The 26,475-nt window shown below is 43.2% G+C and carries 15 protein-coding genes and 11 pseudogenes; 5 read left to right on the top strand and 21 right to left on the bottom strand.

Features of this window, described 5'->3' with window-relative positions:
- Nucleotides 1-4: 4 nt before the first annotated feature.
- Entirely contained in the window at nucleotides 5-1,903 is a 1,899-nt protein-coding gene (locus tag MFLO_RS04945; protein WP_036096765.1) for an OPT family oligopeptide transporter, read from the bottom strand.
- A 204-nt stretch (nucleotides 1,904-2,107) separates the two neighbouring features.
- Nucleotides 2,108-2,879, bottom strand: a pseudogene (locus MFLO_RS04940) (Cof-type HAD-IIB family hydrolase).
- Between the two features lie 236 nt (nucleotides 2,880-3,115).
- On the opposite strand from MFLO_RS04940, the gene MFLO_RS15955 reads away from it, so the two are divergent.
- From MFLO_RS15955 to rnjA, 3 genes are all read left to right on the top strand, one after another.
- Nucleotides 3,116-3,259 (top strand): hypothetical protein, encoded by a 144-nt coding sequence (locus MFLO_RS15955; RefSeq protein ID WP_206538312.1) that lies wholly within the window; start codon nucleotides 3,116-3,118, stop codon nucleotides 3,257-3,259.
- Between the two features lie 69 nt (nucleotides 3,260-3,328).
- Nucleotides 3,329-3,538 carry a DNA-dependent RNA polymerase subunit epsilon gene (locus tag MFLO_RS04935; protein WP_036096764.1) on the top strand — a complete coding sequence of 70 codons (210 nt, stop codon included), beginning with the start codon at nucleotides 3,329-3,331 and terminating at the stop codon, nucleotides 3,536-3,538.
- 6 nt (nucleotides 3,539-3,544) lie between these two features.
- The gene (gene rnjA, locus MFLO_RS04930) at nucleotides 3,545-5,212 is read left to right on the top strand and encodes a ribonuclease J1 (protein WP_036096762.1); all 1,668 of its coding nucleotides are present in this window, start codon (nucleotides 3,545-3,547) and stop codon (nucleotides 5,210-5,212) included.
- A 57-nt stretch (nucleotides 5,213-5,269) separates the two neighbouring features.
- Here the strand turns inward: rnjA and MFLO_RS04925 are convergent.
- The 6 genes and pseudogenes from MFLO_RS04925 to MFLO_RS04900 form a co-directional block, all read right to left on the bottom strand.
- Nucleotides 5,270-5,930: pseudogene (locus MFLO_RS04925) on the bottom strand (potassium channel family protein).
- A 14-nt stretch (nucleotides 5,931-5,944) separates the two neighbouring features.
- Nucleotides 5,945-6,586, bottom strand: coding sequence for a response regulator (locus tag MFLO_RS04920; RefSeq protein ID WP_036096761.1), 642 nt, complete (start codon nucleotides 6,584-6,586; stop codon nucleotides 5,945-5,947).
- Nucleotides 6,583-7,641, bottom strand: a complete 1,059-nt coding sequence (locus MFLO_RS04915) for a sensor histidine kinase (RefSeq protein ID WP_036096760.1) — start codon at nucleotides 7,639-7,641, stop codon at nucleotides 6,583-6,585. Before MFLO_RS04915 ends, MFLO_RS04920 begins: the two co-directional genes overlap by 4 nt.
- Nucleotides 7,638-8,352, bottom strand: a pseudogene (liaF, locus tag MFLO_RS16760) (cell wall-active antibiotics response protein LiaF). The gene MFLO_RS04915 and the pseudogene liaF overlap by 4 nt, the downstream one beginning before the upstream one ends.
- Nucleotides 8,353-8,453: 101 nt before the next feature.
- The gene (locus MFLO_RS04905) at nucleotides 8,454-9,326 is read right to left on the bottom strand and encodes a CvfB family protein (RefSeq protein ID WP_036096759.1); all 873 of its coding nucleotides are present in this window, start codon (nucleotides 9,324-9,326) and stop codon (nucleotides 8,454-8,456) included.
- A gap of 71 nt (nucleotides 9,327-9,397) precedes the next feature.
- A pseudogene (locus MFLO_RS04900) lies at nucleotides 9,398-10,089 on the bottom strand (copper homeostasis protein CutC).
- Between the two features lie 176 nt (nucleotides 10,090-10,265).
- Here MFLO_RS04900 and MFLO_RS04895 point away from each other — a divergent pair.
- A pseudogene (locus tag MFLO_RS04895) lies at nucleotides 10,266-10,619 on the top strand (HTH domain-containing protein); the annotation flags it as partial.
- A gap of 46 nt (nucleotides 10,620-10,665) precedes the next feature.
- On the opposite strand, the gene MFLO_RS04890 reads toward MFLO_RS04895, so the two are convergent.
- The 4 genes and pseudogenes from MFLO_RS04890 to MFLO_RS04875 all read right to left on the bottom strand — a co-directional run.
- Nucleotides 10,666-12,117: a PTS transporter subunit EIIC gene (locus tag MFLO_RS04890; protein ID WP_036096756.1), complete on the bottom strand. Its 1,452-nt coding sequence runs from the start codon at nucleotides 12,115-12,117 to the stop codon at nucleotides 10,666-10,668.
- Between the two features lie 33 nt (nucleotides 12,118-12,150).
- Nucleotides 12,151-12,627, bottom strand: coding sequence for a PTS transporter subunit EIIC (locus MFLO_RS04885; protein ID WP_051993519.1), 477 nt, complete (start codon nucleotides 12,625-12,627; stop codon nucleotides 12,151-12,153).
- 23 nt (nucleotides 12,628-12,650) lie between these two features.
- A pseudogene (locus MFLO_RS04880) lies at nucleotides 12,651-13,488 on the bottom strand (PRD domain-containing protein).
- 61 nt (nucleotides 13,489-13,549) lie between these two features.
- Nucleotides 13,550-14,068, bottom strand: a pseudogene (locus MFLO_RS04875) (PTS sugar transporter subunit IIA); the annotation flags it as partial.
- 314 nt (nucleotides 14,069-14,382) lie between these two features.
- On the opposite strand from MFLO_RS04875, the pseudogene MFLO_RS04870 reads away from it, so the two are divergent.
- A pseudogene (locus tag MFLO_RS04870) lies at nucleotides 14,383-15,227 on the top strand (mechanosensitive ion channel family protein).
- Between the two features lie 41 nt (nucleotides 15,228-15,268).
- Here MFLO_RS04870 and MFLO_RS04865 read toward each other — a convergent pair.
- The 9 genes and pseudogenes from MFLO_RS04865 to MFLO_RS04825 form a co-directional block, all read right to left on the bottom strand.
- Complete coding sequence (locus MFLO_RS04865; protein WP_036096754.1) at nucleotides 15,269-16,795, bottom strand: polysaccharide pyruvyl transferase family protein; 1,527 nt, start codon at nucleotides 16,793-16,795, stop codon at nucleotides 15,269-15,271.
- Between the two features lie 142 nt (nucleotides 16,796-16,937).
- Nucleotides 16,938-17,562 (bottom strand): annotated as a pseudogene (pyrE, locus tag MFLO_RS04860) (orotate phosphoribosyltransferase).
- Nucleotides 17,559-18,263 carry an orotidine-5'-phosphate decarboxylase gene (gene pyrF, locus MFLO_RS04855; protein ID WP_036096817.1) on the bottom strand — a complete coding sequence of 235 codons (705 nt, stop codon included), beginning with the start codon at nucleotides 18,261-18,263 and terminating at the stop codon, nucleotides 17,559-17,561. Before pyrF ends, pyrE begins: the two are co-directional and overlap by 4 nt.
- A 2-nt stretch (nucleotides 18,264-18,265) precedes the next feature.
- Nucleotides 18,266-19,177 carry a dihydroorotate dehydrogenase gene (locus MFLO_RS04850; protein WP_036096752.1) on the bottom strand — a complete coding sequence of 304 codons (912 nt, stop codon included), beginning with the start codon at nucleotides 19,175-19,177 and terminating at the stop codon, nucleotides 18,266-18,268.
- The gene (locus MFLO_RS04845) at nucleotides 19,174-19,935 is read right to left on the bottom strand and encodes a dihydroorotate dehydrogenase electron transfer subunit (RefSeq protein WP_036096751.1); all 762 of its coding nucleotides are present in this window, start codon (nucleotides 19,933-19,935) and stop codon (nucleotides 19,174-19,176) included. Before MFLO_RS04845 ends, MFLO_RS04850 begins: the two co-directional genes overlap by 4 nt.
- A 25-nt stretch (nucleotides 19,936-19,960) precedes the next feature.
- Nucleotides 19,961-23,147: pseudogene (gene carB, locus MFLO_RS04840) on the bottom strand (carbamoyl-phosphate synthase large subunit).
- Entirely contained in the window at nucleotides 23,140-24,240 is a 1,101-nt protein-coding gene (locus tag MFLO_RS04835; RefSeq protein ID WP_036096749.1) for a carbamoyl phosphate synthase small subunit, read from the bottom strand. Before MFLO_RS04835 ends, carB begins: the two are co-directional and overlap by 8 nt.
- Nucleotides 24,240-25,515 (bottom strand): annotated as a pseudogene (locus tag MFLO_RS04830) (dihydroorotase). Before MFLO_RS04830 ends, MFLO_RS04835 begins: the two are co-directional and overlap by 1 nt.
- Nucleotides 25,502-26,419 (bottom strand): aspartate carbamoyltransferase catalytic subunit, encoded by a 918-nt coding sequence (locus MFLO_RS04825; protein WP_036096748.1) that lies wholly within the window; start codon nucleotides 26,417-26,419, stop codon nucleotides 25,502-25,504. The pseudogene MFLO_RS04830 and the gene MFLO_RS04825 overlap by 14 nt, the downstream one beginning before the upstream one ends.
- Between the last annotated feature and the right edge of the window lie 56 nt (nucleotides 26,420-26,475).

Below are 26,475 nucleotides of genomic sequence, written 5' to 3'. Positions count from 1 at the left end.
CCTCTTAAGCTTTTTTCTTTCGAGGAACGGTAGCAAAGTAAAGCATCGCACACACTAGGATGAAGACGAGGAACGGTAGCCACTGATTATGAATCAAGACGTCTTCTGGAATAATGTGAGCATTGATCGAAATGATGAAGGCAATAACGACACCGAGGAGCGATTCGCCGGCAATTAAACCGGATGCGAACAATGTGCCGCGTTCGATGCGGGCTTCGCCTTCCTCTTTATCATTTTTACGTTTAATGACTGCATTTACGATCATCCGCACAAATCCGCCGAACATGACTGTTGCGCTGATGTTAAGCGGCAGGTATAGTCCTACTGCGAAAACAAGTGAGTTCATGCCCATGAATTCCACTACAATAGCAATGGAAACCCCAATGAAGATAAGATCCCAAGGGAGATTACCGTTCAAGATTCCCTCGGCCAGTATTTTCATCAACATCGCTTTTGGTGCAGGAAGTGCAGCTGAACCCATACCGTAAGCATTGTCGAGAAGTGTAAGGATATACCCCATAACAAGACCGCTCGCAAGTACTCCGATCATCATCGCTACTTGTTGTTTCCAAGGTGTTCCGCCCACTAAATAACCGGTTTTAAGGTCTTGGGAAATGTCACCGGCAACTGCAAGTGCTGAACAAACAATTGCTGCTACGGTAAGTGTGAGCAAGATTCCTTCGTTTCCATGATACCCAAATGCTTTATACACGATCGCAACAATGAGAAGAGTCGCAATTGTCATGCCGGAAACAGGTGAAGAAGAACTTCCGACAATACCAACAATACGTGAAGCTACGGTTACGAATAAAAATCCAAAGATTCCAATCGCAAGTGCTCCGATAATGCCGACTTTTGTGAATGGATCAAACGCAATAATTAATAGGATAGCTGCGATACAGATCAGCACCCATTTCATTGGGATATCGCGATCTGTCCGTTCAAGTTCTAAGCGTTGATTATTTCTATTTTTATTCATACTTTGCATCGTGCTTTTCAATGTGTGGTAAATAGCTGGAAGTGTTTTTACAAGCGTAATGAGTCCGCCTGCTGCAACGGCTCCGGCACCGATATAACGTATGTAATTATCCCAGATTGCTGCTGCATCTAAATGACTTAAAGCTTCGGCTGCTGGAAAAATAACTTGCGCGCTTTCTCCTCCGAAAAAAGCAATAGCAGGTACAAGAACAAGTGAGGCCATTAAGCCCCCCGCGACCATTTGTCCGGCAATTTTAGGACCGATAATAAAACCAACCCCGACAAGCGCTGGATAAATTTGTGTGCCAACAAACGCATTGTGGAATTTGTAAACACCAACTTGAATTTCGCTTTTAAAAAGTTTCAAGCCGTCTGTTAGAACTTTTACGACACCGCCTGCTAAGAATCCAAGGGCAACAAGTTTGGCTTGTGAGCCGCCGGTTTCCCCAGATTTCAACACTTCAGCACAGGCTGTTCCTTCGGGATAAGGTAATGTCTCATGTTCGTTCACAATCAGCATACGACGAAGCGGAACCATCATGAACACACCCAAAAATCCCCCTGTCAGAACAATGAACATCAGCATAATCTGCTTGATTTCAATGCCCATGAGAAATAGCGCAGGGATCGTAAATACGGCTCCTGCACCAAGGGCTTCCCCGGCTGTTGTCATTGTCTGAACGATATTATTTTCAAGAATGGAATCGCGTTTAAAAATCCCCCGCAAAATTCCCATGGAAATAACAGCGGCAGGAATGGATGCCGATACTGTCAGTCCCACCTTTAAACCGAGATAAGCATTCGCAGCACCGAACAAAATTGCCAAGATGATCCCCAAGATAATCGACGTAGCGGTTAATTCAGGAAGGGATTTCGATGCTGGTACGTAAGGAACAAATGGTTTGTTCCCTTTTTGCTCACTCATTGTAACACCCCTTTTTCTATTTGGTTAATTTGTGCTTTAGAGTATCAAAGCAACTGTTAATATATTACACTTTAATGAGAGGTTTTACAAATTCTTACTGTAAAAACTGTAAGAAAATTACAAATGACCTTATAAGAAAAGACCTATTTTTAAACAAAATAGGTCTTTTCACATATAGATACTACTTTTATAAGGTTAAATAGCTTATAATAAGCCGATTTGTTTTAGTCCTTTCATGATGCCGTCTTCTGAAACAGAATCTGTCACATGATCGGCTACAGCTTTCAGTTCTTCACGAGCATTTCCCATGGCGACACCACAACCGACTTCTTTTAGCATGTCAATATCATTTAAGCCATCGCCGAACGCGTATGTGTCTTCCATCGAAAATCCTAATTTTTGGATCATATCGCGTATACCACGCGCTTTTGAGCCATCGCTTGGACAAACGTCTACTGATACGTCATGCCAGCGCATGAAACGATATTGTGGGAAGTTATCGCTGTAAAATGCGTCGTAATTTTCTTCGCAAAATAGCAGACATTGATAGATATTGCGTCCATGATAATAGTTTGCATCTACTTTTGGATACTCGCGTTTGATGGATGTCATACCTTCGCGCACGCCTGGATGATCCGGCAAGTTAACACGAAGCGTGTCGCTCGCTGAAAAAACGATTGGATGTTCATTTTCGGTTGCTGTTTGAATTAATCGTTCAAGGGATTCTTGAGGAAGAGGTTTTTTCAAGATGACTTCGCCTTCAAAAATGACATATTGTCCGTTGTAGCAAACAAATGATTCGATTCCAAGTTCTTCGGCAATTTCATCAAGCATAAACGGGGCACGCCCTGTTGCAATTGCCACATAGATTCCTTTTTCTTTTTAAACTTTGGATGGCTTTTCTTGTTGACTCAGGAATTTCTTTTTTTTCATCAACAAGTGTTCCATCTACATCAAAAAATACAATTTTACTCATAATCGGCTCCTTACTATCTTGACTTCTCACTTTTTAGTATAGCAAAAAATGCCACAAAGGGAGCGAAAAATCGCGAAAAACAGCTTTTTTTTCAAAATTCATAGCACTTTCTAGTAGCAATTACATGGATTTATGGTATATTAGAAAGCAAGGATATAGTTCGGATCAAGTAAGAAACCTGCAATGAAACGGAAAAAATCAGATTTTAATGCTGTTCGATTTTCAAAGAATTTTAAATGGAATTCATGGAAATGCGTCCTGCCATTAAACGTCTGCAAAAGAAAAACACGGCACAGCTATTACTCAAAAACTGTGGTGGTTTTCGTTTTGTCTTTTTAAGTTTTTCTGATGCTGCTAAAACTAAATATATCCGCCAGTAATTGACTTAAAAGTTCGGATTTAGACTGGATTCCTGACTTTTGAATATTTATTTTAAAGGAGAGAAAAAAATGATTTTTAAAGTTTTTTATCAAGAAAACAGCACCGAAACTCCGGTGCGTGAAAAAACACAATCACTATACATGGAAGCAAATGACGAAGTTGAAGTGCGCCAAAACTTGAAAGAGCAACCATTCCACATTGAATTTGTTGAAGCATTAAGTGACAAACACCTAGCCTATGAAGAAGGGCAACCGGGCTTTGAGCTCTGGAAGAAGTAATTTTTTATGAAATTTGTTAAAAATAATGAAACGGCTGTTTTCGCTTTGGGTGGACTTGGTGAAATCGGCAAAAATACGTATGGCGTACAATTTCAAGACGAAATTATTTTAATTGATGCCGGCATTAAGTTTCCTGAGGATGAACTTCTTGGGATTGATTATGTAATTCCGGATTACAGTTATTTAGTGAAAAATAAAGATAAAATCAAAGGCTTGTTTATTACTCATGGTCATGAAGACCATATTGGCGGGGTTCCCTATCTGCTTCGTCAAATCAATATCCCGATTTATGCTGGGAAGCTTGCAAGTGCTCTAATTCGTAATAAACTTGAGGAGCACGGCTTGCTTCGTCAAACAAAAATTTATGAATTTGAAGAAGATGATGTTTTCAAGTTCCGCAAGACAAGTGTTTCTTTCTTTGGAACGACACACAGTATTCCAGATACTTACGGAATCGTTGTAAAAACTCCTTCAGGCAATATCGTCCATACTGGCGATTTCAAGTTTGATTTTACTCCGGTTGGCGAACCTGCTAATTTGACTAAAATGGCGGAAATCGGCAAGGAAGGCGTTCTCTGCTTGCTTTCAGATAGCACCAATGCGGAAGTGCCGAACTTTACAATGAGCGAACGTGTTGTCGGAGAAAGCATCAAGAACATTTTCCGTGATGTTCCTGGACGAATTATTTTTGCTACATTTGCTTCTAACATTTATCGCTTGCAGCAAGTTGTGGAATCTTCGATTGAAACTGGCCGTAAAATTGCTGTTTTCGGTCGAAGTATGGAATCGGCAATTGGAATTGGTCAAGAGCTAGGCTACATTAAAGCTCCGAAAGACACGTTTGTTGAGCCCAATCAAATTAATCGCATTCCGGCTAATGAGTTGACGATTTTATGTACCGGAAGTCAAGGCGAACCGATGGCTGCTTTGTCACGTATCGCAAATGGAACGCACAGACAAATCCAAATTCAACCAGGCGATACGGTTGTCTTTTCATCATCCCCTATTCCTGGTAACACGATTAGCGTGAACCGAACCATCAACTTGCTTTATCAAGCAGGCGCTGAAGTTATTCATGGTAAAGTGAATAATATTCACACTTCTGGTCACGGTGGACAGCAAGAACAAAAACTGATGCTTCGCCTTATGAAGCCGAAGTTCTTCATGCCGATCCACGGGGAATACCGGATGCAGAAGATTCATGCGGAATCGGCTGCAGAGTGTGATGTCCCGCTTGAAAACAGTTTTATTTGCGGAAATGGCGATGTCCTAGCTCTTACAAGTGAAACCGCTCATATTGCTGGTAAGATTCAAGCTGCGAGTGTTTATATTGACGGAAGCGGAATTGGCGACATCGGTAACATCGTTTTACGTGATCGTCGTATTCTTTCAGAAGAAGGGCTTGTCATTGTTGTTGTTTCGATGAACATGGACAACTCCAAAGTGATGGCTGGACCAGATATCATTTCACGTGGATTTATTTACATGCGTGAATCTGGAAACTTAATCGGTGAAGCACAAAACTTGCTTAAAAAACACCTCGATAAAGTAATGGGCAAAAAGACGACGCAATGGTCGGAAATTAAAAATGAAATTATTGACACGTTGCAACCGTTTTTGTATGAAAAAACAAAACGTCGCCCAATGATTTTACCAATCATTATGGAAGTATAATCGAAAAAAAAAGCTGAAATAAGGAATGCACACAGCATTTTCTTATTTCAGCTTTTTTTATTGGATTTTTTCTTGCAGTCGTTCGATATCATCATCAGAACCTATGACGATTAAAATGTCACCGTCATGAAGCACTGCTGTCGCTTCTGGTGTGATGATCATCTGTTTATCCCGTTTAATACCGACAATATTCACCCCATATGCATTTCGGAAATCAAGTTCCTGTAAACTTTTCCCAAAAAAAGCGCGAGTCTGATACAGAGATTTCAACAAGGCTGTATTCATCAGATAATTCCAGATAATCGAGCATATTTTTGGAGACAATGTAATGTGCAATTCGCCGACCCATATCACGTTCGGGATGCACGACGCGATCTGCCCCAATTTTATCAAGCAGTTTCGCATGTTTATCGCTTGTGGCTTTTGCGGTTACAAACTTGACACCCATCTCTTTCAAGATCAAGGTTGTCAGGATACTTGACTGGATATCTTCACCAATTGCAACGATCACATGTTCAAAGTTGCGGATTCCAAGTTGACGCAGTGCATTTTCATCCGTAGAGTTTGCGATGACTGCATGTGTCGCAATCGACATATACTCATTGACTCGCTCTTCGCTTGAATCGATTGCGAGCACTTCCATACCTTGTTCGACAAGCGAACGACAAATGCTTCCGCCAAAACGTCCTAAGCCGATAACAGCAAATCCTTCTTTCACTTTTTGCGCCCCCCTCATTGTTCTTTCTTCACAAGGTCGTGTTTAAAGGCATAGATTGCCGCTTGTGTCCGGTCTTGCACATCAAGTTTCGATAAAATATTACTCACATGTGTTTTAACTGTTTTTAGCGTAATAAACAATTCATCTGCAATTTCTTGATTCGATTTTCCTTCAGCAATTAAAAGCAGAATTTCATTTTCGCGATTGGTTAAATCGTCATGCAGCTTTTTTTCACTTTTAGCAGTAAGTCGCTGCATCATTTTTCCGGTCACTTCTGGCTCAAGCACAGAATCCCCACCGTATGTAGCACGAATTGCATCTGCAATTTCACTTGCAGTGGATGTTTTCAGCATGTAACTGCTTGCACCGGCTTCGAGTGCCGGATAGACTTTTTCGTCGTCGATAAAGCTCGTTACAATAATAATCTTAGCTTCTTTCCATTTTTGCATGATTTCTTTTGTAGCCTCGATTCCGTCCATTTCATCCATCACAAGATCCATCAAAATAATATCTGGGCGGAGCTCAAGCGCCATATCTGCCCCTTCACGACCATTTTCAGCTTCGCCGACAACTTCCATATCATCCTGGACAGACAAATAAGCAGATACGCCGATACGCACCATTTCATGATCATCTACTAATAATACTTTTATCATTCTTCGTCCACTTCCTTCTCAGTCACTAAAGGTATTTTAATTTCCACACTTGTTCCTCGTCCGGGAAAACTGATAATCTTGATCGTCCCACCAAATTCTTCTACCCGTTCACGCATATTCTGCAGTCCGTATGAGCCTTGCGGAACCGTGTTCATATCAAAACCAACCCCGTCATCTACTACTTTTAAAACAGCCATGTTATCAATTTTGACAAAGCGCACTTCTAAGAGATCGGCTTTAGAATGACGCAGTGTATTCGAAAGGAGTTCTTGTACAATCCGAAATAGATGGTCTTCGATTCCTTTTTGTAATTTGAATTCTTCGATTTGCCATTCCACTTTGATCGGCAGCTTTGTCGTAAGTTCTTTTAGTAACTGTTCCATCCCTTTTTTCAGCGATTTACCTTCAAGTTGTGTAGGGCGAAGATGGAGAAGCAAAGCCCGCATCTCTGATTGAGATTCGTTTACAATAGACTCGACCATTTTAAGCTGTTTTTTAAGCACTGGTGAAGCATCGTTTTCGACTTGTTCATTAAGCGCAGAAAGAAGCATCATCGCAGCGAAAAGCTGCTGACTCACTGAATCATGGAGTTCCCGTGCAATACGATGACGCTCTTCTGAAAGAATCGCTTCTTTCGTTTCTCCACTTATTTCAGCTTTTTCATTAGCAATTTTTTGGGTTAAAAGAGTTTGCGATTTCATTTTATCACGTAGTCGATCAATTTGCTTGTAGACTTGCACAACTTCGCTAAAAGTTTCTTCTTCCTCTTCTTGTGTTTTCTTTTCAAGATCACCCTGCTCAAGCAAGCGAATCGCAAAATCAATGCCTTCAAACTTTTGCTTGATTAAATAACCCGACAGCGCTCCAATAATTAGTCCGGCTAGTATCGAAGTCAGCGGAACAAAAATAATAAAGGGCAAATAAAGAATCTTCACACCGATTAAAAATTCATACCAGCTGATATCACTTACGAAATAATAAATTAAGCTACCAATCAGTGAACAGACAAACAGAAGCACTGAACATAAAAGCATCTGTGCGCGTGTATAAGTCATAGGCGAATCACCTCTAAATCTCCAAGCACAACAGATGTAACAATTTTGACTTTCCGTGCGGCAGTTTCATAGTTATCTGAATAGAGCTTGATTGAATTATTTTGAATCGCAGTACTTTTTTTTATCATATTGCAATTTCCCGAAAATAGCAGAATGTTCGAGACAAACTCCAATATCAAACGGAACGAGCAAGCGAATTTTGCCAGAGATGCTGCGGATCATAATGACGCTTTCACCAGTTGGTAGGACGGTATTTCCAAGATCAATAATCGTATCCCCGATTCCCGTTTGAATGTTGATATCATCCCATTCGTAAACGACATCAAGCACTCGTTGATTACCAAACCATTGATTTTTGATGAAATGATTGACATTATCTGTTTTTTTATCCGTTTCACGCGTTTCGATCATCAAAAGTTCAGGTGCACGTTTTCGGTTAATATAATGGAAAATAGCAAAAATCCCTAAAATGACGATTCCAACTTTGAATGTTGAAGTTAAAAGTACGGCAAGCAAAATTAAAACAGCAGCTAAAAATAATCGATTACGCTGCTTTTTCTTTGAAAGTTCTGGTCGTCTCGAAGCATAGAGGAAAATGATTCCAAGCGCGAAAACAACTAAAAGCTGCCATTTAAAAAGCATTTCAAGCCCAATCCCAAGCGCAACAATAATCAAAAATAAAAAGAGTGTCGAACTCTCAATTTTCTTCATAGCGGCACCTCCTTTTCTTCACACGAAGCTATTCTTACGTTTATTATAAAAAGTTACGAGATTAGGGGCAAACCGCTCTGGGTGTACCCCTCTCTCATACTTTAGTCGGAATCTGTTTCATTAAGCTTCGTGATCAGTCCGGCTTGCTGTGTGACTCGACCTGCTTTCATCAGCGTTCCAAGCGCTCGCTTAAACTGCGCTTTGCTGATTCCGAATTTTGCGCGGATTGCATCGGGATTCGATTTATCGCCGAAGCCCATTTCGCCGCCAACGCTTCGTAAATACGTCAGAATCATTTCTGCATCATCATCGAGCACTTCATAAGCACGTCCTCGAAGCGACAAATTGACAGAGCCGTCGGGTTTAACAGCGATAACTCGCGCCTTTACATATTCGCCTAAACGTGGTTCTGAAGTACGTTCACTTTCATGAATAAAGCCAATATAGCCGTTGTCAGTGTAAATGAAGGAACCAATTTTAAGCAAGCGATACACGGTACCTGAAACATTTTGATTGAACATGTCTTTAGGAGCAGGTTTTGCGATGGTCTTGTATTCTTTTTCAGTACCAAGCACACCCCAAATACGCTCTTTATCATCAAGCCGCAAAGCGATCATCAAACGGTCGCCTTTTTTGGGCCAAAGATGAGATAGCGCTGGCATATCATCCATCGAAACCACTATATCCTTTTCGATTCCAATATCAACGAATACGCCTAAATCTTTTCTGACATCTGTTACTGTTCCAAAACCGTAATGTGCCACTTGAACCTTTGGAATGGTAGTCGTTGCAGTCACTTCATGATCATAATCAATATAGAGAAAGACCTGCACCTCTTCACCGACAGCCAAATCGAGCCGATTGCTGTTTCCTTTTTTAAGTTTAACGGTCGTTTCTTCTTTTTCTAGTAAAAAGCCGTCAGCTAAAACTTCTTTTACCTTCATAACCGTGCTTTTCCCAATTAAATTTTCCACAGTTTATCCACCTTTTGATTTTTTTCGTTCCTTTCATTATAGCTTATCTCGCATCGGATAGCTACAGCGATTCAGGCTTCAATCACGTGTTTAATACGTTTGATTCGCTCAGCATCAAGCTGTTCATCAAAACGGCTTTCACGTCGCGCGCCGCTGCCCACATGATACTGGCTGTTATGAAGTGCAGCATGCAGTTCAGCAATATTATGATCGGTTACACCGCTGCCGACCAGAATCTCAAAGGAGTCTGGATTCGCTAAGCTATCACTGATCCAGCTTTTTAAGCGGGGAATCGAATTGGCAGCGCTTGCTGTGCCGCCAGATGTCAGCACTTGGTCAATCTTTTCCCCGTATATTCTTAAGGTTTTGTAAGCTGCTTCAATATCTTTTGCCGACTCAATTGCCCGGTGAAAGGTCAGCTTCAACTCGCCTTTCCAGTCAATCACCTGCTCAAGAAGAGTGGTATCAATCTCACCTTCTGCTGTCAGCGCCCCAAAAACAATCCCAGCTACACCAAGCTCTCCTGCAAGTTCAATATCACGTCGCATCGCCTGCTGATCTGAGGCACTATACACGAATGAATAGCTATGCGGTCGAATCATCATCATCGCCGGAACCTCAGTAGCGCGAATAATTTCTTTTATTGCACCATAACTTGGCGTAAGCCTCCTTCGCTAATCGCTGACACAACTTCCAGACGATCTGCTCCGTACTTACTTGCAAGTTCAGCGTCCTTTCCATTTTGAACAATCACTTCTAGCATTTATATCCTCTCCAATCTTTTTTTATTATCCAGAAAAAGAGGGATGATTTCAAGTTTAAATATGATATAATACTAGTATAAATCTCGAAGGGGGATTAATGCCTTGTTTGACTCAAATCTACATAAATACGTAGACATTCTGGAATCGGAATACAACATCAGCAAAAAAAAGCTTAGAAAAAATATTTTCAATCGACCTATCGAAAATCCCCGCAGATTATAAGCAGAATGCAGATTTTAAAAACGATCCACAGATTTCTCAAGCTGAATACGCACTGTTCTTTATGGCAGATGGTTTCGATAAGACGAGTGAAGATGAAAAAGTACGCGCTGTGATCTCTCAGCTCGCTTATTATTTTGATTTCAGCTACGAAACGCTTGCGCTCTACGGCAAAGTTTCCGTTTCCGAACTGGAACAATTCATGCAAAACCCAGAAGCTTTACCGCTTGAAAAACGCTATGTTCTAGGTATTCGGATGCTCTATTTAAACTTTATTTTAAAAGAATGCTATCAAGATGCGCTTGCTTAAGCCATCTAAAAAAAGCGATGAACCCTCTCGGTTCATCGCTTTTTTCTTATTTTCCAGTCATATCGCGCATTTTATCTGCAACAAATTCTACATCTGCTCCGACGATAATCTGCACATTTTCTTTATTGATTTTGACAACTCCGCGAGCACCTGATTTTTTAAGTGCTGCTTCATTCAGCATATCCGCGTCTTTTACTTGAAGACGCAAACGTGTTGTACAATTGTCTATTTTGACTAAGTTATCTTCGCCACCAAGGCCGCCAAGATAACCGCGTGCCATTTGCTCGTACTTGTCGACTTTGCCGTTTTCAGGTAAATCTGCCTCTGTTGCCCCGAGTGCAGCTGACGCTGTTTGAACACTCGCATTTGGCATTTCCATCGCCAAGCTTTCTTCTGTTTCATCTTCACGACCTGGCGTTTTAAGATCAAACTTCTTGATGATGAAGTAGAATAAAACAAAGTAAATCAGTGCAAAGATCAAACCGATTGGAATAAGCTGCCACGCATTATGACCTTTCGTAAAGTTGAGTCCAAAGTCAATGGCGCCGGCACTAAAGGTGAAGCCAAGTTTAATGCCAAGCAGGTTTGTTACAAACATCGAGACACCAGTTAGGATGGCATGGATACCGTATAAGAATGGTGCGATAAACATGAAGGTAAATTCAATCGGTTCTGTGATCCCAGTTAAAAATGCTGTGATAGCGAGTGAAAGCATCATCCCGCCTACTTCTGGACGGTTTTTCTTCTTCGATGCCAAGTACATCGCAAATGCTGCGCCTGGAAGGCCAAACATCATGATTGGGAAGAAGCCAACTTGGAACGTTCCAGCTGTCGGATCGCCCGCAAAGAAGCGGTTGATATCGCCGTGAACCATTTGCCCAGCTGCATCGACAAAGTCACCGTAACCGAACCAGAGATACGTATTCAGTACGTGATGAAGTCCAGTTGGGATCAAAGCACGGTTTAGGATACCAAATACTGATGCACCGAATGCGCCAGCGCTTGTGATCCAACCATTGATTGCATCAAGCCAGCCTTGGATAGTCGGCCATGCAATCCCGAATACGAGGACAAGCAGCAAAGCTAAGATCGCATTAATGATGATCGCGACATGCTTCCCGTCAAAGAATTCTTGATTACCAAAGATTTTTTTGTCATAGAGATAGTTATAAAGAATCGGAGCAACAAGACCCGCAATAAAGCCGGCGAAAACGCCCATGTTGATGCTTGAATTTACGCCGATTACTCCGAAGTTTAGAATCAAGAAGACAATCGCACCGTTTAATCCGGCTGCTCCGCTATTGTCTTTCGATAAACCGATCGAAATCCCGATCGCAAATAGTAATGATAAAAATGTGAAAAGTGCTGCCCCGCCTGAATGGATGAATGGTACATTGAACACATCATCTGCTCCGAGACGGTTTAATAATCCGGCTGCTGGAAGTACAGCAATTGGAAGCATTAGTGCTTTCCCTATTTTTTGAAGCCCACCTAACATTTCATTTCCTCCATTTCATTTTTAGTGTATTTTCTAGAATATTGCCGCAACAAATGCTCCGATGAACAGCGCGACAACTGATGTAATAATCGGAACGAAACGACGTCCGCCAAAGAAAGCAAGCCATTCAGGTAAACGAATGTTATAGAATTTATTGTAAAGAACACCTGCAGCAATTCCCATATAAATTCCGCTTAAAAAGTTGAAGTTTGCCGAAAACTCAGTAGGTGTAAATACCCCGTTTTTCGGAAAATTCAGTGAAACAATGACAGCCGCATAAACGAGCCAGCCTACTGCCCCTGCTAGAGCTGAAGCTCCGCTGTGATCTTTTGCCATTCCGATAGCAATTCCCATTGAAACAATCAGCGGGAACATTAAGATAAGTCCTTGATAGATCGAATCTATTGCTTTCATTCCAGTTGCAGCTTGAGCAAGCCAGAAGATCCCAATAATGATGAGTGCGACAATCGGGTAGACAGCGCCAATTGCGAATCGTTTTAAAACGTCCATAATCTAAATCCTCCTAAAAAATTTTATTTTCCCCAAAAACTCCTTAGTCTTTCAACATGAAGAGCAATATATCCTAATTCCGCTTCTGGAAGCGTCATTTTGTAGTCTCTTTCGAGCAGTTCTGACACTTTCATTGCAGTATTAAAACTAAATTCAAATTTCTTTTTGATCATGTCGAGCATTTCTTTATCCATCGTGTGGAGCTCTTTTTTCTCAACGCGGTTTAACACAAATCGCAGATGGGTGATCAAGCGCTCATAAGCGATGTCTTGTCCCGACAATGAAAGTGAGAGTTCACTTGAGATCACTTCTACCATGCTTGCAATAATTGAAGCTTGGCGAACACTTTGATGGATGTCTCTCGAACCGATTTTTGCTGTATGAATATGAAGTGCAATATATGCTGCTTCATCAATTGGCATATCAATTCCAAATCGTTCTTTTACATGATTGATCGCCCACATGCCAATTTTAAATTCCGGCTCATAAAGCACTTTGATCTCATTGAGCAAACGATTTTGCAAAATGATTCCTTCTTTTAAGCGTTCAATCGAGAAAGCGAGATGGTCGGTAAGCGAGATGTGGATGTGCTCGCTGAGTTTAAAAGATAGTGCAGCTTCTGCATAGGAAATAATTTCCTCAGAAACGGCAAAATACTCTTCATTAATGCGTTTCAGCAATTCTTGGAAGTGTTCGGATTCGGATTCATCCTGCATAACAAACATTTTTTCGATTTTATTCGCAGGAACGACATCATTTCTTTTTTTTGTTGAAGGCAATGCCGGCTCCGATGGCTACTTTTTCTTCATCACCGTCTTGGATGATGACAGCATTGTTATTTAAAATCCGAATAATCTTCATCTCGACTTCCTCGCCCCTTAATTATCAAATAAAAATCAGGAAAGCTTCTTCTGCTTCTTATTTTAGTTTTGTTACAAAAACTTTCTGTTTCACCTGCAACGGTTGCCGTAACATTTTTCCAGTCAAACTCAAATTTATCTTCTGGACTGTTTGTTACAACCATTGGAATGATCGTACTCGCCGCATTTGCTTCGATATATGCAAGATCTGCTTTAATGAGCGGCTCGCCTTTTTTAACGTGCGCCCCCATCTTGGTAAGCACTTCAAACCCTTCCCCTTTAAGAGCAACGGTTTCAAGACCAATGTGAACCAAAATTTCTTCTCCTAAAGCAGTGCGTATTCCAAAGGCATGCTTAGTCTCAGCTAGTTGAATAATTTCCCCATCAACTGGAGCGACGATCACTCCGTCAGTCGGTTTAATTGCGATTCCTTCTCCCATCATTTTCCCGCTGAAAACTGGATCTGGAACTTCTTCAAGCGCCACAAAAGTTCCCGTTGCATGCGCAAAGATTGTCTCTTCTTTTTCTTTTTTAAACATTTTTTTTAAACATATTTCTTTCCTCCTCAAGGATTCTTCCATCATTACTTTTTAAAATAAAAAAGGCACGGAAAGTATAGAAACGGCTTTTATACCCGTTCATAACCTTCCATGCCTGTTCGTAACAGTAACATGAAAACGATATCGTATCTTTTGCACTTTTATATTACCCCCTTCTTTAAAAAAATGCAAGTACTTTTTTTAGAAGACCATTAAATTTGTTGCGGCTTCTCGCTTTTAGCGTTTTTTTAGTTGTTTTCGTTTTCGTTCGTTTGATAGAATAGACAGGAACATTTCAGCTGGAAGTAAAAATAAGTTGGAATGGCTATTCTACAAGCAAGGATGTGACAGAAAACTTGGCTTATTTTACCAAATGGTTTGATTCAATTGATTGGGATGCCGTCTTTGCCAAAGTTATTGCGGTTGGCTTGGAAATTCTTATTTTAGTTATCCTTTATTTTATTCTAAAATTTGCGGGCTCAAAAATGATCAAAAGTTTTTTTCAAAAAAATACCGACTTAATCCGGCCGTTTCTGCAAGTCGAGCTAGTACACTTGAAGGTTTGATTTTAAATCTTTACGGTTATGTTCTCTTTTTTGTCGTGGCGATTTTGATTTTGCAGAATTTTATTAATGTCACAGCGATTATCGCCGGAGCTGGTGTCGCGAGTCTTGCCATTGCTTTCGGGGCACAAGGACTTGTAAGCGATGTTGTCACCGGATTTTTTATTTTACTTGAACGCCAACTTGATGTCGGCGATAACATTACGATTGACCCAGTTAACGGGATCGTTGAAAATTTAGGGTTGCGGACAACTCAAGTACGCGATTTTGACGGCACACTTCACTTTATTCCGAACCGCCAAATTACCGTTGTCAGCAACCATTCGCGTGGCAATATGCGAGTTTTAATTGATATTTCGATCAGTCCAACTGCGGATACTGAAAAAGCCATGCAGATTATTAATCACGTTTGTGCAAACGAAAAAGCCAGCAATCCAAATATCATTGATACACCAACCGTGCTCGGTGTTGAAAGCACCGATGGTTCCACACAAATTATCCGCGTGGTCGGAACCGCTGTAAACGGGGAGCAATTCAATGTTCAGCGTGGTTTGTTAAAAGCGATTCGTGAAGCTCTGCTTGAAGCGGGTATTGATTTACCGCTCCCAACTCCAATGTTTCAAGCTGCCAAAGCTTAAAAAAGCATCAAAATCAATTTCGATTTTGATGCTTTTTTCTTTTATTTTTTTGAACCACGAAGTTTTGCAAGCGAATCGGTGAAAGCAAGCGTCGCTTTGACAGCTTTACGGTTCAGTGTACCTCGATAGTGTTTAATTTCGGCAAGCAATTTTTGATTCGTCTTCTCGGAAGCAGCAAGCGCCTGCTCAGTTTTTTGCAATTTGCTCATCGTTTGTTGATTTTTCTCAGCAGCGGCTTTTAACGCTTGTTCATTTTTCTGAACCGTGCCATTTAAGCCGCGAATTTGATAATCGCGCCGGTGGTTTTCGTAATTCACCTTGACTTCGTGCCGTTCTTTCAGCGTGTTCGCAGCCGAGCGCAATCTAAGCAACAGTTTATCGCCTTTTAGTACCGTGATTGGTTTCGCGCTTTTTGGGAAATGAAGTGCCTCAATTTCTTTGTCCATCGGAGCTTCCTTGCGATTTTGATCCGCTTCATAAATATGTGGAAGTTCATTCGCACCTAAAAATTCGATAAACGTTTCAAAATTGCGTTTTTGAACGTGCTCCGCCCCCTTCAAGTCAACCTTCTCAAGAAGCGTTTCGAGATCTGGAATTGTCTCGAGTTCCGAAGCTGTTACGTGCGGCAAATGATGATACGCCGCTAGTTCACGCATCCTCGCATCCTGCACAAAAGAAATGTTCGGTGTGCCGACGATCGTCGGCACAACATTGCCATGTAGACGTGGTCCTATACTAAAATCTGCTTGGCGCATGAAGTCATACCACCGTGGCATATTCGTGAAGTATTTTACACGTCCATCACGATAATAACGATCTTGAATTGAAGTCGGATAACTGGGGCGATCGCTTGTAATATCCGGCCCGCCAGCATACATCATCTGAAACTCATCAAGGTGCTGCGGGATAAAGTAATAATTAGGATGGGTATCGATGATCTTGTTTAAAAAATTCAAGCTAGTTTCGGTTGAGACCGGCGAAGCATTGATCGCAATAAGTGAATCAGGATTCAGTTTCAAATCACGGATTTTAAGCTCGTTTCCAAATGTATAAAGCGACGGACAGCCGATGACTTGATAGTCCTCCCCTTCTTTAAAACCAAGAGTCTTTAAATAGTCTCCCGTGATTTCGCCGCGCAAACCAAGTCGAGCTGATTTCTCAAGTACAGCTTTTACAAATTCGCGTACATCCTCGTCAAATGAAAAGCCGTTTTCAAGCTGAGGCTCAAATTCTGCTCTTAGACCTACTCCCGTTACGATGACGGGGATTTTAAGCTGTTTGATCAGCTTCGTATAGTTTCTGAGCGCTGGTCTGAAATCTTCCCGGAACGCATCAGCAAGTGGAATCACATAAGCATCGAATTCTTCATTGTAACGTGCCGCCCGGTTCGGATCGAAGGAAAGTTCATCGGGCAAAAGCTCAGTTCCTTCCTGCCAAAGCGTACGGTAAATACTGTACTGATAGGCTAAATTACCATTATTAAATCCCGTTCGATCTTTTAAGTAGATATCCTCAGATGTATAAACATCCGTTGGGCGCATCCCAGAACGAATTAAAATACGTTTCATATGCAGTCACATCCCCTATTCTAATGATCGTTTTCAGAAGCTCGAGAAATGTGCCGCCTCCAAAACCTCACAAAAAAGTGTCACTAGTATTATATCAAAAACTAATGACACTTTCATTTTCTAGTTAAAATTGAGTTGCTAGTTAACGAAATCCGGCCGGATCTTTTTTCCACTCGCGCAATGTTTCCATATCCGCGTCTGTCACATAGCCTTCAGCAAGCGCCACTTCAATTAAGGTGTCGTAATTTGTAAGCGTCTCAAGTTTTACGCCCGCTTCTTCAAAACGCCGCTTCCCTTCCGGTAGTCCATAAGTAAAAATCGCAGCGATACCAAGCACATCGCATCCAGCTGCTTCTAATGCTTCCACTGCTTTAAGCGAGCTTCCGCCAGTTGAAATCAAGTCTTCAATCACAACAACTTTTTGCCCAGGTTTAATGGGGCCTTCAATTTGATTGCCTTTTACCGTGTTTTTTCGCTTCGCCGCGCACATAGACCATTGGCAGATCAAGAATATCACTCACCCATGCCGCATGAGGAATTCCCGCTGTCGCTGTTCCAGCAATGACGTCAGCGTCGCTATAGTCGCGCCGAATCAAGTCTGCCAAATTTTGTGCGATCATCTTACGGATTTCTGGAAATCCAAGTGTCAAACGATTATCGCAATAAATCGGGGATTTGATCCCTGATGCCCAAGTAAACGGATCATTTGGTTGTAAAAATACGGCTTTAATTTTTAATAACGCTTCAGCAGTTTGTTTCGCTGTCATTTGTTCCACTCCTTTGTTACCTCTTCGTAAGCTTCTTTTGGATTTTCAGCACGTGTAATCGGACGTCCGACAACGATCGCACTTGCTTTTCGATCACGTGCTTCGCGTGGTGTGACAACACGTTTTTGATCATCGCTTGAATCAGCTGACATCCGAATTCCCGGCGTAACACATAGAAAATCGGCACGTGTATGCTGTTTAATCGCAGACGCTTCAAGTGAAGAACAAACCACGCCGTCAAGACCGGCTTGCTCTGCCAGTTTGCTGTAATGAAGAACTGATTCTTCTAGCGGAACTGGGATCAATTGCTCTTGCTGCATTTCGGCTTCGCTTGTGCTTGTAAGCTGAGTGACTGCTATTAATTTCGGTCGCATACCACTTGTTTTACTACCCGCTTCAAGACCTCTCAGTGCAGCCTCCATCATCTTTTTGCCGCCGGCTGCGTGTACATTAACGAGATCAACACCAAGTCGGGCAAGTGACGTCATCGCTCGTTCTACTGTGTTTGGAATGTCGTGTAGTTTTAAGTCGAGAAAGACGAAGTGACCTTGTTCTTTCAATCGAAGGACGAATTCCGGTCCTTCTGCATAAAACAGCTCCATTCCAACTTTAAGCGCTAGTTTTTGATTCTGAAAACGGCTTAGAAAGGCTTCCGCTTCATGAGCAGAAGGAAAATCAAGCGCAATAATCGGGTCTGTCATTATCATTTATTTCGCTCCTTTTTAAGATCACTTAGGCTTTCAATTCCGAGTTCATCCATCCGCTTTGGAAGTGCCTCGATCAGCTTCGGACAAATAAACGGGTCGGTAAAGTTCATCGTTCCAACAGCAACCGCATCAGCGCCGGCAATCAAAAATCCAAGAATATCATCCACCGTTGCAATGCCACCCATTCCGATAATCGGCAAATTGGAGACCGTTCGTACTTGATGAATCATTCGGATCGCGACAGGTTTAATCGCAGGTCCGGAAAGTCCGCCTGTTTGATTCGCAATAATCGGGCGACGAGTTTTCAAATCGATTCGCATCCCAAGCAGCGTATTGATCATCGTAAGCCCATCTGCTCCTGCCGCTTCAATCGCTTGCGCAATCGCTACAATATCTGTCACATTCGGGCTGAGTTTGACATAAACCGGAACTTTCGCCACTTCCTTTACAGCTTTTGTTAAGCGGTGCGCCACCTCAGGATCGGTTCCAAATGTAATGCCACCTTCTTTTACATTCGGACATGAGATATTTAGTTCAATCGCTTTAACAGCTGGGCTGTCGCCGATGCGCGCGCACACTTCAACATAATCCTCTTGTGTCGCTCCCGCAACGTTCGCGATGATCGGTGTCTCATAGTGTTCAAGAAATGGAAGTTCCTCCGCCATAATTTTTTCAAGACCGGGGTTTTGCAAGCCGATCGCATTTAACATTCCGCTTGGGGTTTCCGCTACACGCGGTGTTGGATTGCCAAGCCGCGGTTCTGGGGTACACGCTTTAATCATGATAGCTCCAAGCTTATTCAAATCATATAAATCAGCGTATTCACGGCCAAATCCGAAACAGCCGGAAGCAGGCATCACAGGATTTTTCAAGTCGAGTCCAGGTATTTTAACTGCTAACCGATTCATAGTTTCACCTCATCTGCCCGAAAAACCGGGCCGTCAGTACAGACTTTAAATTGCTGAATACCTTCTTTTGCCGACTCGCAAACACAAGCGTAGCAAGCACCAATTCCGCAAGCCATTCGTTCTTCAAGCGAAAGATAAGTGCTACTTCCCGGATAAGCGGCTTGAACCGCTTTTAGCATCGCGAGCGGACCGCAGCTGTAAACGCGTTTCGGTGTGATCGAAAGTTCCTTTGTTACATCTGTTACAAATCCTTTAGTTCCAAGCGATCCATCTACCGTGCTGACATAAACCTCGCCGAATTCGCTCATTTCATCGACCAAAAAAGCGTCCTTCTTCGATTCAAATCCACTGATGAATGTCACCTTAGCCCCTTTTCCAGCAAGTTCTTTCCCAAGCTCGTATAGCGGCGGAACTCCGATTCCGCCTCCGACAAGCAGTACTTCTTTGCCCATTAAATCCTCTACCGGAAAACCGCTACCAAGTGGACCAATCACATCAGCCGTATTTCCTGCTTGCAAATTTGCCATCGCTTTCGTTCCGTCGCCGCTCGCGCGGTAAATTAATGTGCATTCCGACTTTTCCTTATCATAGGCAGCAATACTGATCGGGCGTCTTAAAAGCAAATCTTCCCGCGCCGGGCGCACCATCAAGAACTGCCCCGGTTTCATCCCGGCGACATTTTTGCCAGAGAGAACCAATTCGAAAATTTGATCAGCTATTTCAGTTTGCCGTACGACTTTCATATTTTCAAAATCCATTTCTCGTCCCCGCTTCCCGTTTCTTTTAGTTGGCTTGAATGGCTTCCAGTTCAAATGAGCGTGATTCAAGCACCCTTAAAATTGCCTCAGCGGTATCAAGCGAAGTACAAACCGCTACCCCATTTTCAACTGATTCACGTCGAATTTGGAAGCCGTCGCGTTCCTTGCGTTTCCCGCTTGTCATCGTATTTACAACGAGCGCAATTTGACCATTTCGAATATAATCAATCAATGTTTCGTGATTTTCGCCGATTTTTTTTAACCGCTTGTACCGGAATTTGTTCTGCTTCAAGCGCTTTAGCTGTTCCAGATGTTGCCATGATCGTAAAGCCGATTTTGTTAAAGCGCTCTGCCAGTTTAATCGCTTCCGCTTTATCGCGGTCTGCCACAGTCAGAAGAACCGTACCGTAATCCGGCAGCTTTGTTCCGCTTGCAACAAAACCTTTGTAGAGGGCTTTTTCAAGTGTCACATCTTTCCCCATCACTTCACCTGTTGATTTCATTTCTGGGCCGAGTGAGGTATCCACACTGCGCAGTTTGGCAAACGAGAAGACCGGAACCTTCACGAAGATTTCTTGTTTTTCTGGAGCAAGCCCTGTACCGTAACCTAAATCAGCCAGCTTTTGTCCAAGAATCACTTTCGTCGCGAGGTTCGCCATCGGAATTTCCGTAATTTTGCTTAAGAATGGCGCAGTTCTACTTGAGCGCGGATTGACTTCAATCACAAATACTTCTTCGCCGCTTACGACATATTGAATGTTCAGCATCCCGATGATGCCAAGTCCTTTCGCAAGCTTCGTTGTATAATCCGTAATCGCTTCTTTCACGGCGGCGCTTAAACTTTGCGAAGGATAAACCGCAATTGAATCGCCCGAGTGAACGCCTGCACGTTCGATGTGCTCCATGATACCCGGAATCAGAACTGTTTCCCCGTCACTGATTGCATCCACTTCGACCTCGCGTCCGCTCACATAGCGGTCAACCAGTACAGGATGTTTTGGATTCACTTTTACGGCATTTTCCATGTAATAACGCAATGCTTCTTCTGATTCGACAATTTCCATTGCACGCCCGCCGAGCACATAAGATGGACGAACAAGGACGGGATAGCCGATTCGGTCTGCCACTTTTACGGCTTCATCGACTGATGTAGCCGTTTTTCCAGCCGGTTGCGGAATCCCAAGTTCAGCAAGCGCCTTCTCGAATTCATCCCGGTTTTCAGCGCGGTCAATGTCTTCGAGACTCGTACCGAGAATTTTGACACCGCGCGCTGCAAGGCCTTCTGCGAGGTTGATCGCTGTTTGACCGCCAAACTGGACGACAACACCGATCGGCTGCTCGAGTTCGATGACATGCATCACATCTTCAAGCGTTAGCGGTTCAAAGTACAGCTTATCGGAAATCGAGAAATCGGTTGAAACGGTTTCTGGATTGTTATTGATGATAATCGCTTCGTAGCCTGCTTGTTGGATGGCCCAAACGGAATGAACCGTCGCGTAGTCAAACTCAACGCCTTGTCCGATCCGGATTGGACCGCTACCAAGTACAATCACGCTTTCTTTTTCCGAGCGGAGCGACTCGTTTTCATCTTCATAGCTGCTGTAAAAGTAAGGTGTCGCGGATTCAAACTCGGCCGCGCAAGTGTCTACCATTTTAAAGACAGGGAAAATATCTGCTTCTTTCCGGAGTGCATAGATTTCTTGCTCTGGAACTTCCCAAACTTTGGCAAGGAATGCGTCCGAAATGCCAAGGCGCTTCGCTTCGTGTAAGGTTTCCTTGGCGAATTTGTTTTCCCTAACCTGCTGTTCCATATCTATGATTTTCTTCAGCTTATGGAGGAAGAATAAATCGATTTTCGTCTTCTCATGCAAACTTTCGATCGTTTCGCCTTTTCTCAGTGCGGCTGCAAGGAAAAATAAACGATCATCTTCTGGGAAGCGGATTTTTTGGTCGCGTTCTTCATCCGAAGCTTGTTCTGCTTCTTCAAGATACAAATGATCGCAGCCGATTTCAAGCGAGCGGACAGCTTTCAGCAAGGCTTCTTCCCAGCTCCGGCCAATCGCCATCACTTCGCCAGTTGCTTTCATTTGTGTGCCAAGTCTCCGGTCGCCCGATTCAAATTTATCGAACGGGAAGCGCGGAATTTTTGCAACGACATAGTCAAGCGCGGGTTCAAAGTGCGCATAAGTGGTTTCAGTTACTGGGTTTTTGATTTCATCAAGTGTTAGTCCCACGGCAATTTTAGCAGCCAATTTTGCAATCGGATAGCCGGTCGCTTTCGATGCGAGCGCCGAGCTTCTGCTGACACGCGGATTCACTTCAATTACATAATAGTCATAGCTGTCTGGATCAAGCGCAAGCTGAACGTTACAGCCGCCTTCAATTTCAAGCGCGCGGATAATTTTAAGCGACACATCGCGCAGCATTTGGTATTCTCGATCTGAAAGTGTTTGGCTTGGAGCCACTACGATCGAATCGCCAGTATGTACACCGACTGGGTCGATATTTTCCATATTGCAGACGACCATCGCATTATCATTGGAATCACGCATAACTTCATATTCGATTTCTTTAAAGCCGGCAATGCTTTTTTCGAGCAGGCACTGCGTAACGGGGCTTAGTTTTAAGCCGCTTGCCACGATTTCATGCAAGTCACTATCGTTATGGCAAATACCGCCGCCCGATCCGCCAAGTGTATAAGCCGGACGAACGATTACTGGATAACCGATTTCTTCAACAAAACTGCGGGCTTCTTCAAGCGAATGGATAATTTCACTTTCTGGAACAGGTTGATTCAGTTCACGCATCAAGTTGCGGAATTCTTCGCGGTCTTCGGCTTTTTTGATTGCCGTAAGATCAGTTCCAAGTACTTCGACATTCATTTCTTCAAGGATGCCGGCATTCGCAAGTTCCATCGCCATGTTTAAGCCAGTTTGGCCGCCGAGTGTTGGTAAAATCGCAGAAGGTCGCTCTTTTCTGATAATGCGCGAGACGAAGTCGAGCGTAATCGGCTCAATGTAGACTTTGTCTGCCATTTCGACGTCTGTCATGATGGTCGCTGGGTTGGAGTTAACGAGTACGACACGATAGCCTTCTTCCTTCAGACTTAAGCACGCTTGTGTTCCTGCATAGTCAAACTCTGCCGCTTGGCCAATCACGATTGGGCCGCTTCCGATCACAAGGATCGTTTCTATATCTGTTCTTTTAGGCATTTGTCATCCGTCCTTCCCGTTCTAAGTCCATCATTTCGATAAATTGATCAAATAGATAGTTCACATCATCTGGTCCCGGATTCGCTTCTGGATGGTACTGTACTGTGTATGCCGGATAATTTGCATGGGCAAGTCCTTCAACTGTGCCGTCGTTTAATTCGATATGGGTCACGACCATGTCTGTTCCAGAAACGGAGTCTGCATCGACTGCATAACCATGATTTTGAGCGGTAAAATCGACTCGTCCGCTCGCCAGTTCTTTTACAGGATGGTTGGCGCCGCGATGGCCAAATTTGAGTTTAAAGGTATCTGCCCCGTTCGCGAGCGCAAATAGCTGATGTCCAAGGCAAATGCCGAAAAGTGGAATGACACCTTGAATCCCCCTAATCATTTCGATTGCTTCGGGTACATCTTTTGGGTCTCCCGGTCCATTGGAGAGCATGACACCGTCGGGATGCATGCTTAGAATTTCAGCGGCACTCGTGTTGTAAGGGACAACCGTGACGTGACAATTGCGTTTATTTAATTCTTTTAAAATCGAGCCTTTTACTCCAAAATCAACTAAGACGACACGTTTTCCTTCTCCTGGGCTGATGAACGGCTTCGATGAGGAAACTTCTGCTACTTGGTCGGTTTTAAGCCGAACGGAGCGCAAGTGATGAAGCAATTTTTCTTGGTCGGTTTCGCTCGTATAAGGGGCAAGCAGACCTTTTAACGTTCCTTCTTTTCGAATCATTTTAGTTAATTTGCGTGTATCAATCCCAGAAATCCCGGGAATATCTTTTTCTTTTAAAAATTCATTAAGTGTCATTTGTTCGCGCCAATTGGAAGCAAATTCAGCGGCTTCTCGGACGATGACGCCTTTCACAACGGGCTGAATCGACTCAAAATCATCGCGATTTATCCCATAATTGCCAACAAGCGGATAGGTGAAAGTAATCATTTGACCGTAGTAAGACGGGTCGGTAATGGTTTCTTGGTAGCCGGTCATGCCGGTATTGAACACGACTTCGCCGATGGTTTCTTTCTCTGAACCGATTGCCTCACCGATAAAATATGTCCCATCTTCAAGTAGTAGAATGCGTTTTTCCATCATGCTTCCTCCTTATACGCAACCTTGCCGGCTGCGATTGTTACAACTGGGTATCCTGAGCAGCGAACGCCTGCAAATGGTGTGTTTTTCCCCTTCGACAGGAACTCATCCGGATTGATGTCTTTTTCGCGTGCCAAGTCGATGATCGTAATGTCAGCTATGTCACCGACAGCAAGTTTTCCGTATGGCAGTTTGAAGGCTTCCGCCGGCTTCACTGTCATCCAGTCGAGCAATTGTTTAAGTGTCCACTCGCCTGTTTTAACGAAATGTGTATAAAGTAGCGGAAAGGCTGTTTCAAGTCCAACAATCCCGAATGCCGCTTCTTGCATGGGTACATTTTTTTTCACTCGCGGCATGCGGGGCATGATCGGTTGCGATAAAGTCGATCGTCCCATCAAGAAGTCCTTCAAGAAGCGCTTCCTGATCTGCTTTGCTACGGAGCGGCGGGTTCATTTTCCAATTGCCGATATTGCCCGGAATATCCTCTTCGTTCAAAAGCAAATGATGCGGTGAAACTTCTGCTGTAACGTGAATGCCGGCACGTTTGGCATCTCTTACGGCACGAACTGATTCTTTCGTCGAGATATGGCAAACATGATAGTGACATCCTGCCGCCTCAGCAAGCAACACGTCCCGTGCAATTTGAACGGATTCTGCGATATTTGGAATTCCTTTTAAGCCTTCTGCGGCTGCAAATTTTCCGTCATGAACAACACCGCCATAGACAAGCGAATTATCTTCACAATGCGCGACAACTGCCATATCAAGCGCTGCGGCCTGCTTCATCGCTTCATACATCGTTCCAGCAAGCTGAACCCCAACGCCGTCATCTGTAAAGGCAAAGGCTCCGGCTGCTTTCAACCCGCTGAAATCAACGAGTTGTTCGGTTCCCAGTTCTTTTGTGATCGAGGCATAGGGTAACACGCGAACGGCTGCGGTTTCGTTTATACGGTTAACGAGCTGTTCCATTTTTTCTTTTGAATCAGGTACCGGCTTCGTATTCGGCATCGCGCAAACGGTCGTATAACCACCTCGTGCGGCTGCTTTCGTTCCGGATTCGATTGTCTCTTTATGTTCGCCGCCCGGTTCGCGCAAATGAACATGAACGTCAATTAAGCCCGGTGCAACGATTTTCCCTGTCGCGTCAATCACTTCGGCTTCGCTTTTCTCGATTTCGTCTGCGATTTTAATAATTTTGTCGTCTTCGATCAGCACATCTTGTTTGACCAAATCTCCCATTTCGTTCACAATTTGTCCACCTTTAATTAGATACATGTTTTTCCGCCCCTTTTCTGTTTTCATTCATTACTGCTTCTAAAATTGCCATTCTAACAAAAACGCCATTTGTCATTTGTGCAACAATCCGCGATTTTTCTGATTCAACGAGCGTACTTGCAATTTCAACATCACGATTCACTGGACTTGGATGCATGATGATCGCTTCTTGCTTCATCTTTGCTGCACGCTGTTCTGTCAAGCCGTATTTCTCGTGATAGTCTTTCTTTTCAAAACCGTTTGATCCATTTTGATGCCGCTCATGCTGAACGCGCAAAAGCATGATGACATCTGCAATTTCAGCCGCTTCATCGGTTGTTAAGTAACGTCCATAGAGAAGCGCTTCTTCACCAAACCATTCTTTTGGACCGGCAAAGAAAATTTCTGCGCCAAGCCGTTTCAAGACTTTCATATTTGAATTCGCTACTCGGCTGTGGAGAATATCACCAGCAATGGCTATTTTGAGGCCTTTGAAGCTCCCAAACTGTTCACGAATTGTGAAAAGATCAAGCAGGCACTGGCTTGGATGCTCTCCGCAACCGTCACCGCCGCTTATCACGGCTATTTCAAGGTCTGCCAGTTTTTCATAGAATTTTTCATCAGGATGTCTGATTACGGCTGCCTGTACGCCAAGTGCTTGCATGGTCAGCACAGTATCATATAGTGTCTCGCCTTTTGTTACGCTTGACTCCCCAGCATCGAAGCTGACTACTTGCAAGCCAAGTTTCCGCTCCGCCACTTCGAAGCTGTAATGCGTGCGCGTACTTGGTTCAAAGAACATATTGACGATGAACTGCTCCTCGCTCATATCGGATTTGGCGCCACGCTTAAACTCGTCTGCTCGGTCAAGCAGTGCTTCGATTTCTTCTAACGACAAGTCTTCCATTGACACTAAATGTTTCATTATCCATCCATCCTTTTTTCTAAAATTTCATTTTGGCTAGAAAAATGCCTCTTTTA

Source organism: Listeria floridensis FSL S10-1187 (genome assembly GCF_000525875.1).
GTDB lineage: Bacteria > Bacillota > Bacilli > Lactobacillales > Listeriaceae > Listeria > Listeria floridensis.
The sequence above is the reverse complement of the archived record's forward strand: the minus strand, read 5'-3'. Positions and strand labels throughout refer to the sequence as shown.

Excerpts from the sequence above, each read along its gene's own strand:
- MFLO_RS04945 (WP_036096765.1), bottom strand. The coding sequence starts at position 1,903 with ATGAGTGAGCAAAAAGGGAACAAACCATTTGTTCCTTACGTACCAGCA.
- MFLO_RS15955 (WP_206538312.1), top strand. The coding sequence starts at position 3,116 with ATGGAATTCATGGAAATGCGTCCTGCCATTAAACGTCTGCAAAAGAAA.
- MFLO_RS04935 (WP_036096764.1), top strand. The coding sequence starts at position 3,329 with ATGATTTTTAAAGTTTTTTATCAAGAAAACAGCACCGAAACTCCGGTG.
- rnjA (WP_036096762.1), top strand. The coding sequence starts at position 3,545 with ATGAAATTTGTTAAAAATAATGAAACGGCTGTTTTCGCTTTGGGTGGA.
- MFLO_RS04920 (WP_036096761.1), bottom strand. The coding sequence starts at position 6,586 with ATGATAAAAGTATTATTAGTAGATGATCATGAAATGGTGCGTATCGGC.
- MFLO_RS04915 (WP_036096760.1), bottom strand. The coding sequence starts at position 7,641 with ATGACTTATACACGCGCACAGATGCTTTTATGTTCAGTGCTTCTGTTT.
- MFLO_RS04890 (WP_036096756.1), bottom strand. The coding sequence starts at position 12,117 with ATGTTAGGTGGGCTTCAAAAAATAGGGAAAGCACTAATGCTTCCAATT.
- MFLO_RS04885 (WP_051993519.1), bottom strand. The coding sequence starts at position 12,627 with ATGGACGTTTTAAAACGATTCGCAATTGGCGCTGTCTACCCGATTGTC.
- MFLO_RS04865 (WP_036096754.1), bottom strand. The coding sequence starts at position 16,795 with ATGAAACGTATTTTAATTCGTTCTGGGATGCGCCCAACGGATGTTTAT.
- pyrF (WP_036096817.1), bottom strand. The coding sequence starts at position 18,263 with ATGACAGACCCGATTATTGCGCTTGATTTTCCTTCTGCTCATGAAGCG.
- MFLO_RS04850 (WP_036096752.1), bottom strand. The coding sequence starts at position 19,177 with ATGAATCGGTTAGCAGTTAAAATACCTGGACTCGACTTGAAAAATCCT.
- MFLO_RS04845 (WP_036096751.1), bottom strand. The coding sequence starts at position 19,935 with ATGGATTTTGAAAATATGAAAGTCGTACGGCAAACTGAAATAGCTGAT.
- MFLO_RS04835 (WP_036096749.1), bottom strand. The coding sequence starts at position 24,240 with ATGGAAAAACGCATTCTACTACTTGAAGATGGGACATATTTTATCGGT.
- MFLO_RS04825 (WP_036096748.1), bottom strand. The coding sequence starts at position 26,419 with ATGAAACATTTAGTGTCAATGGAAGACTTGTCGTTAGAAGAAATCGAA.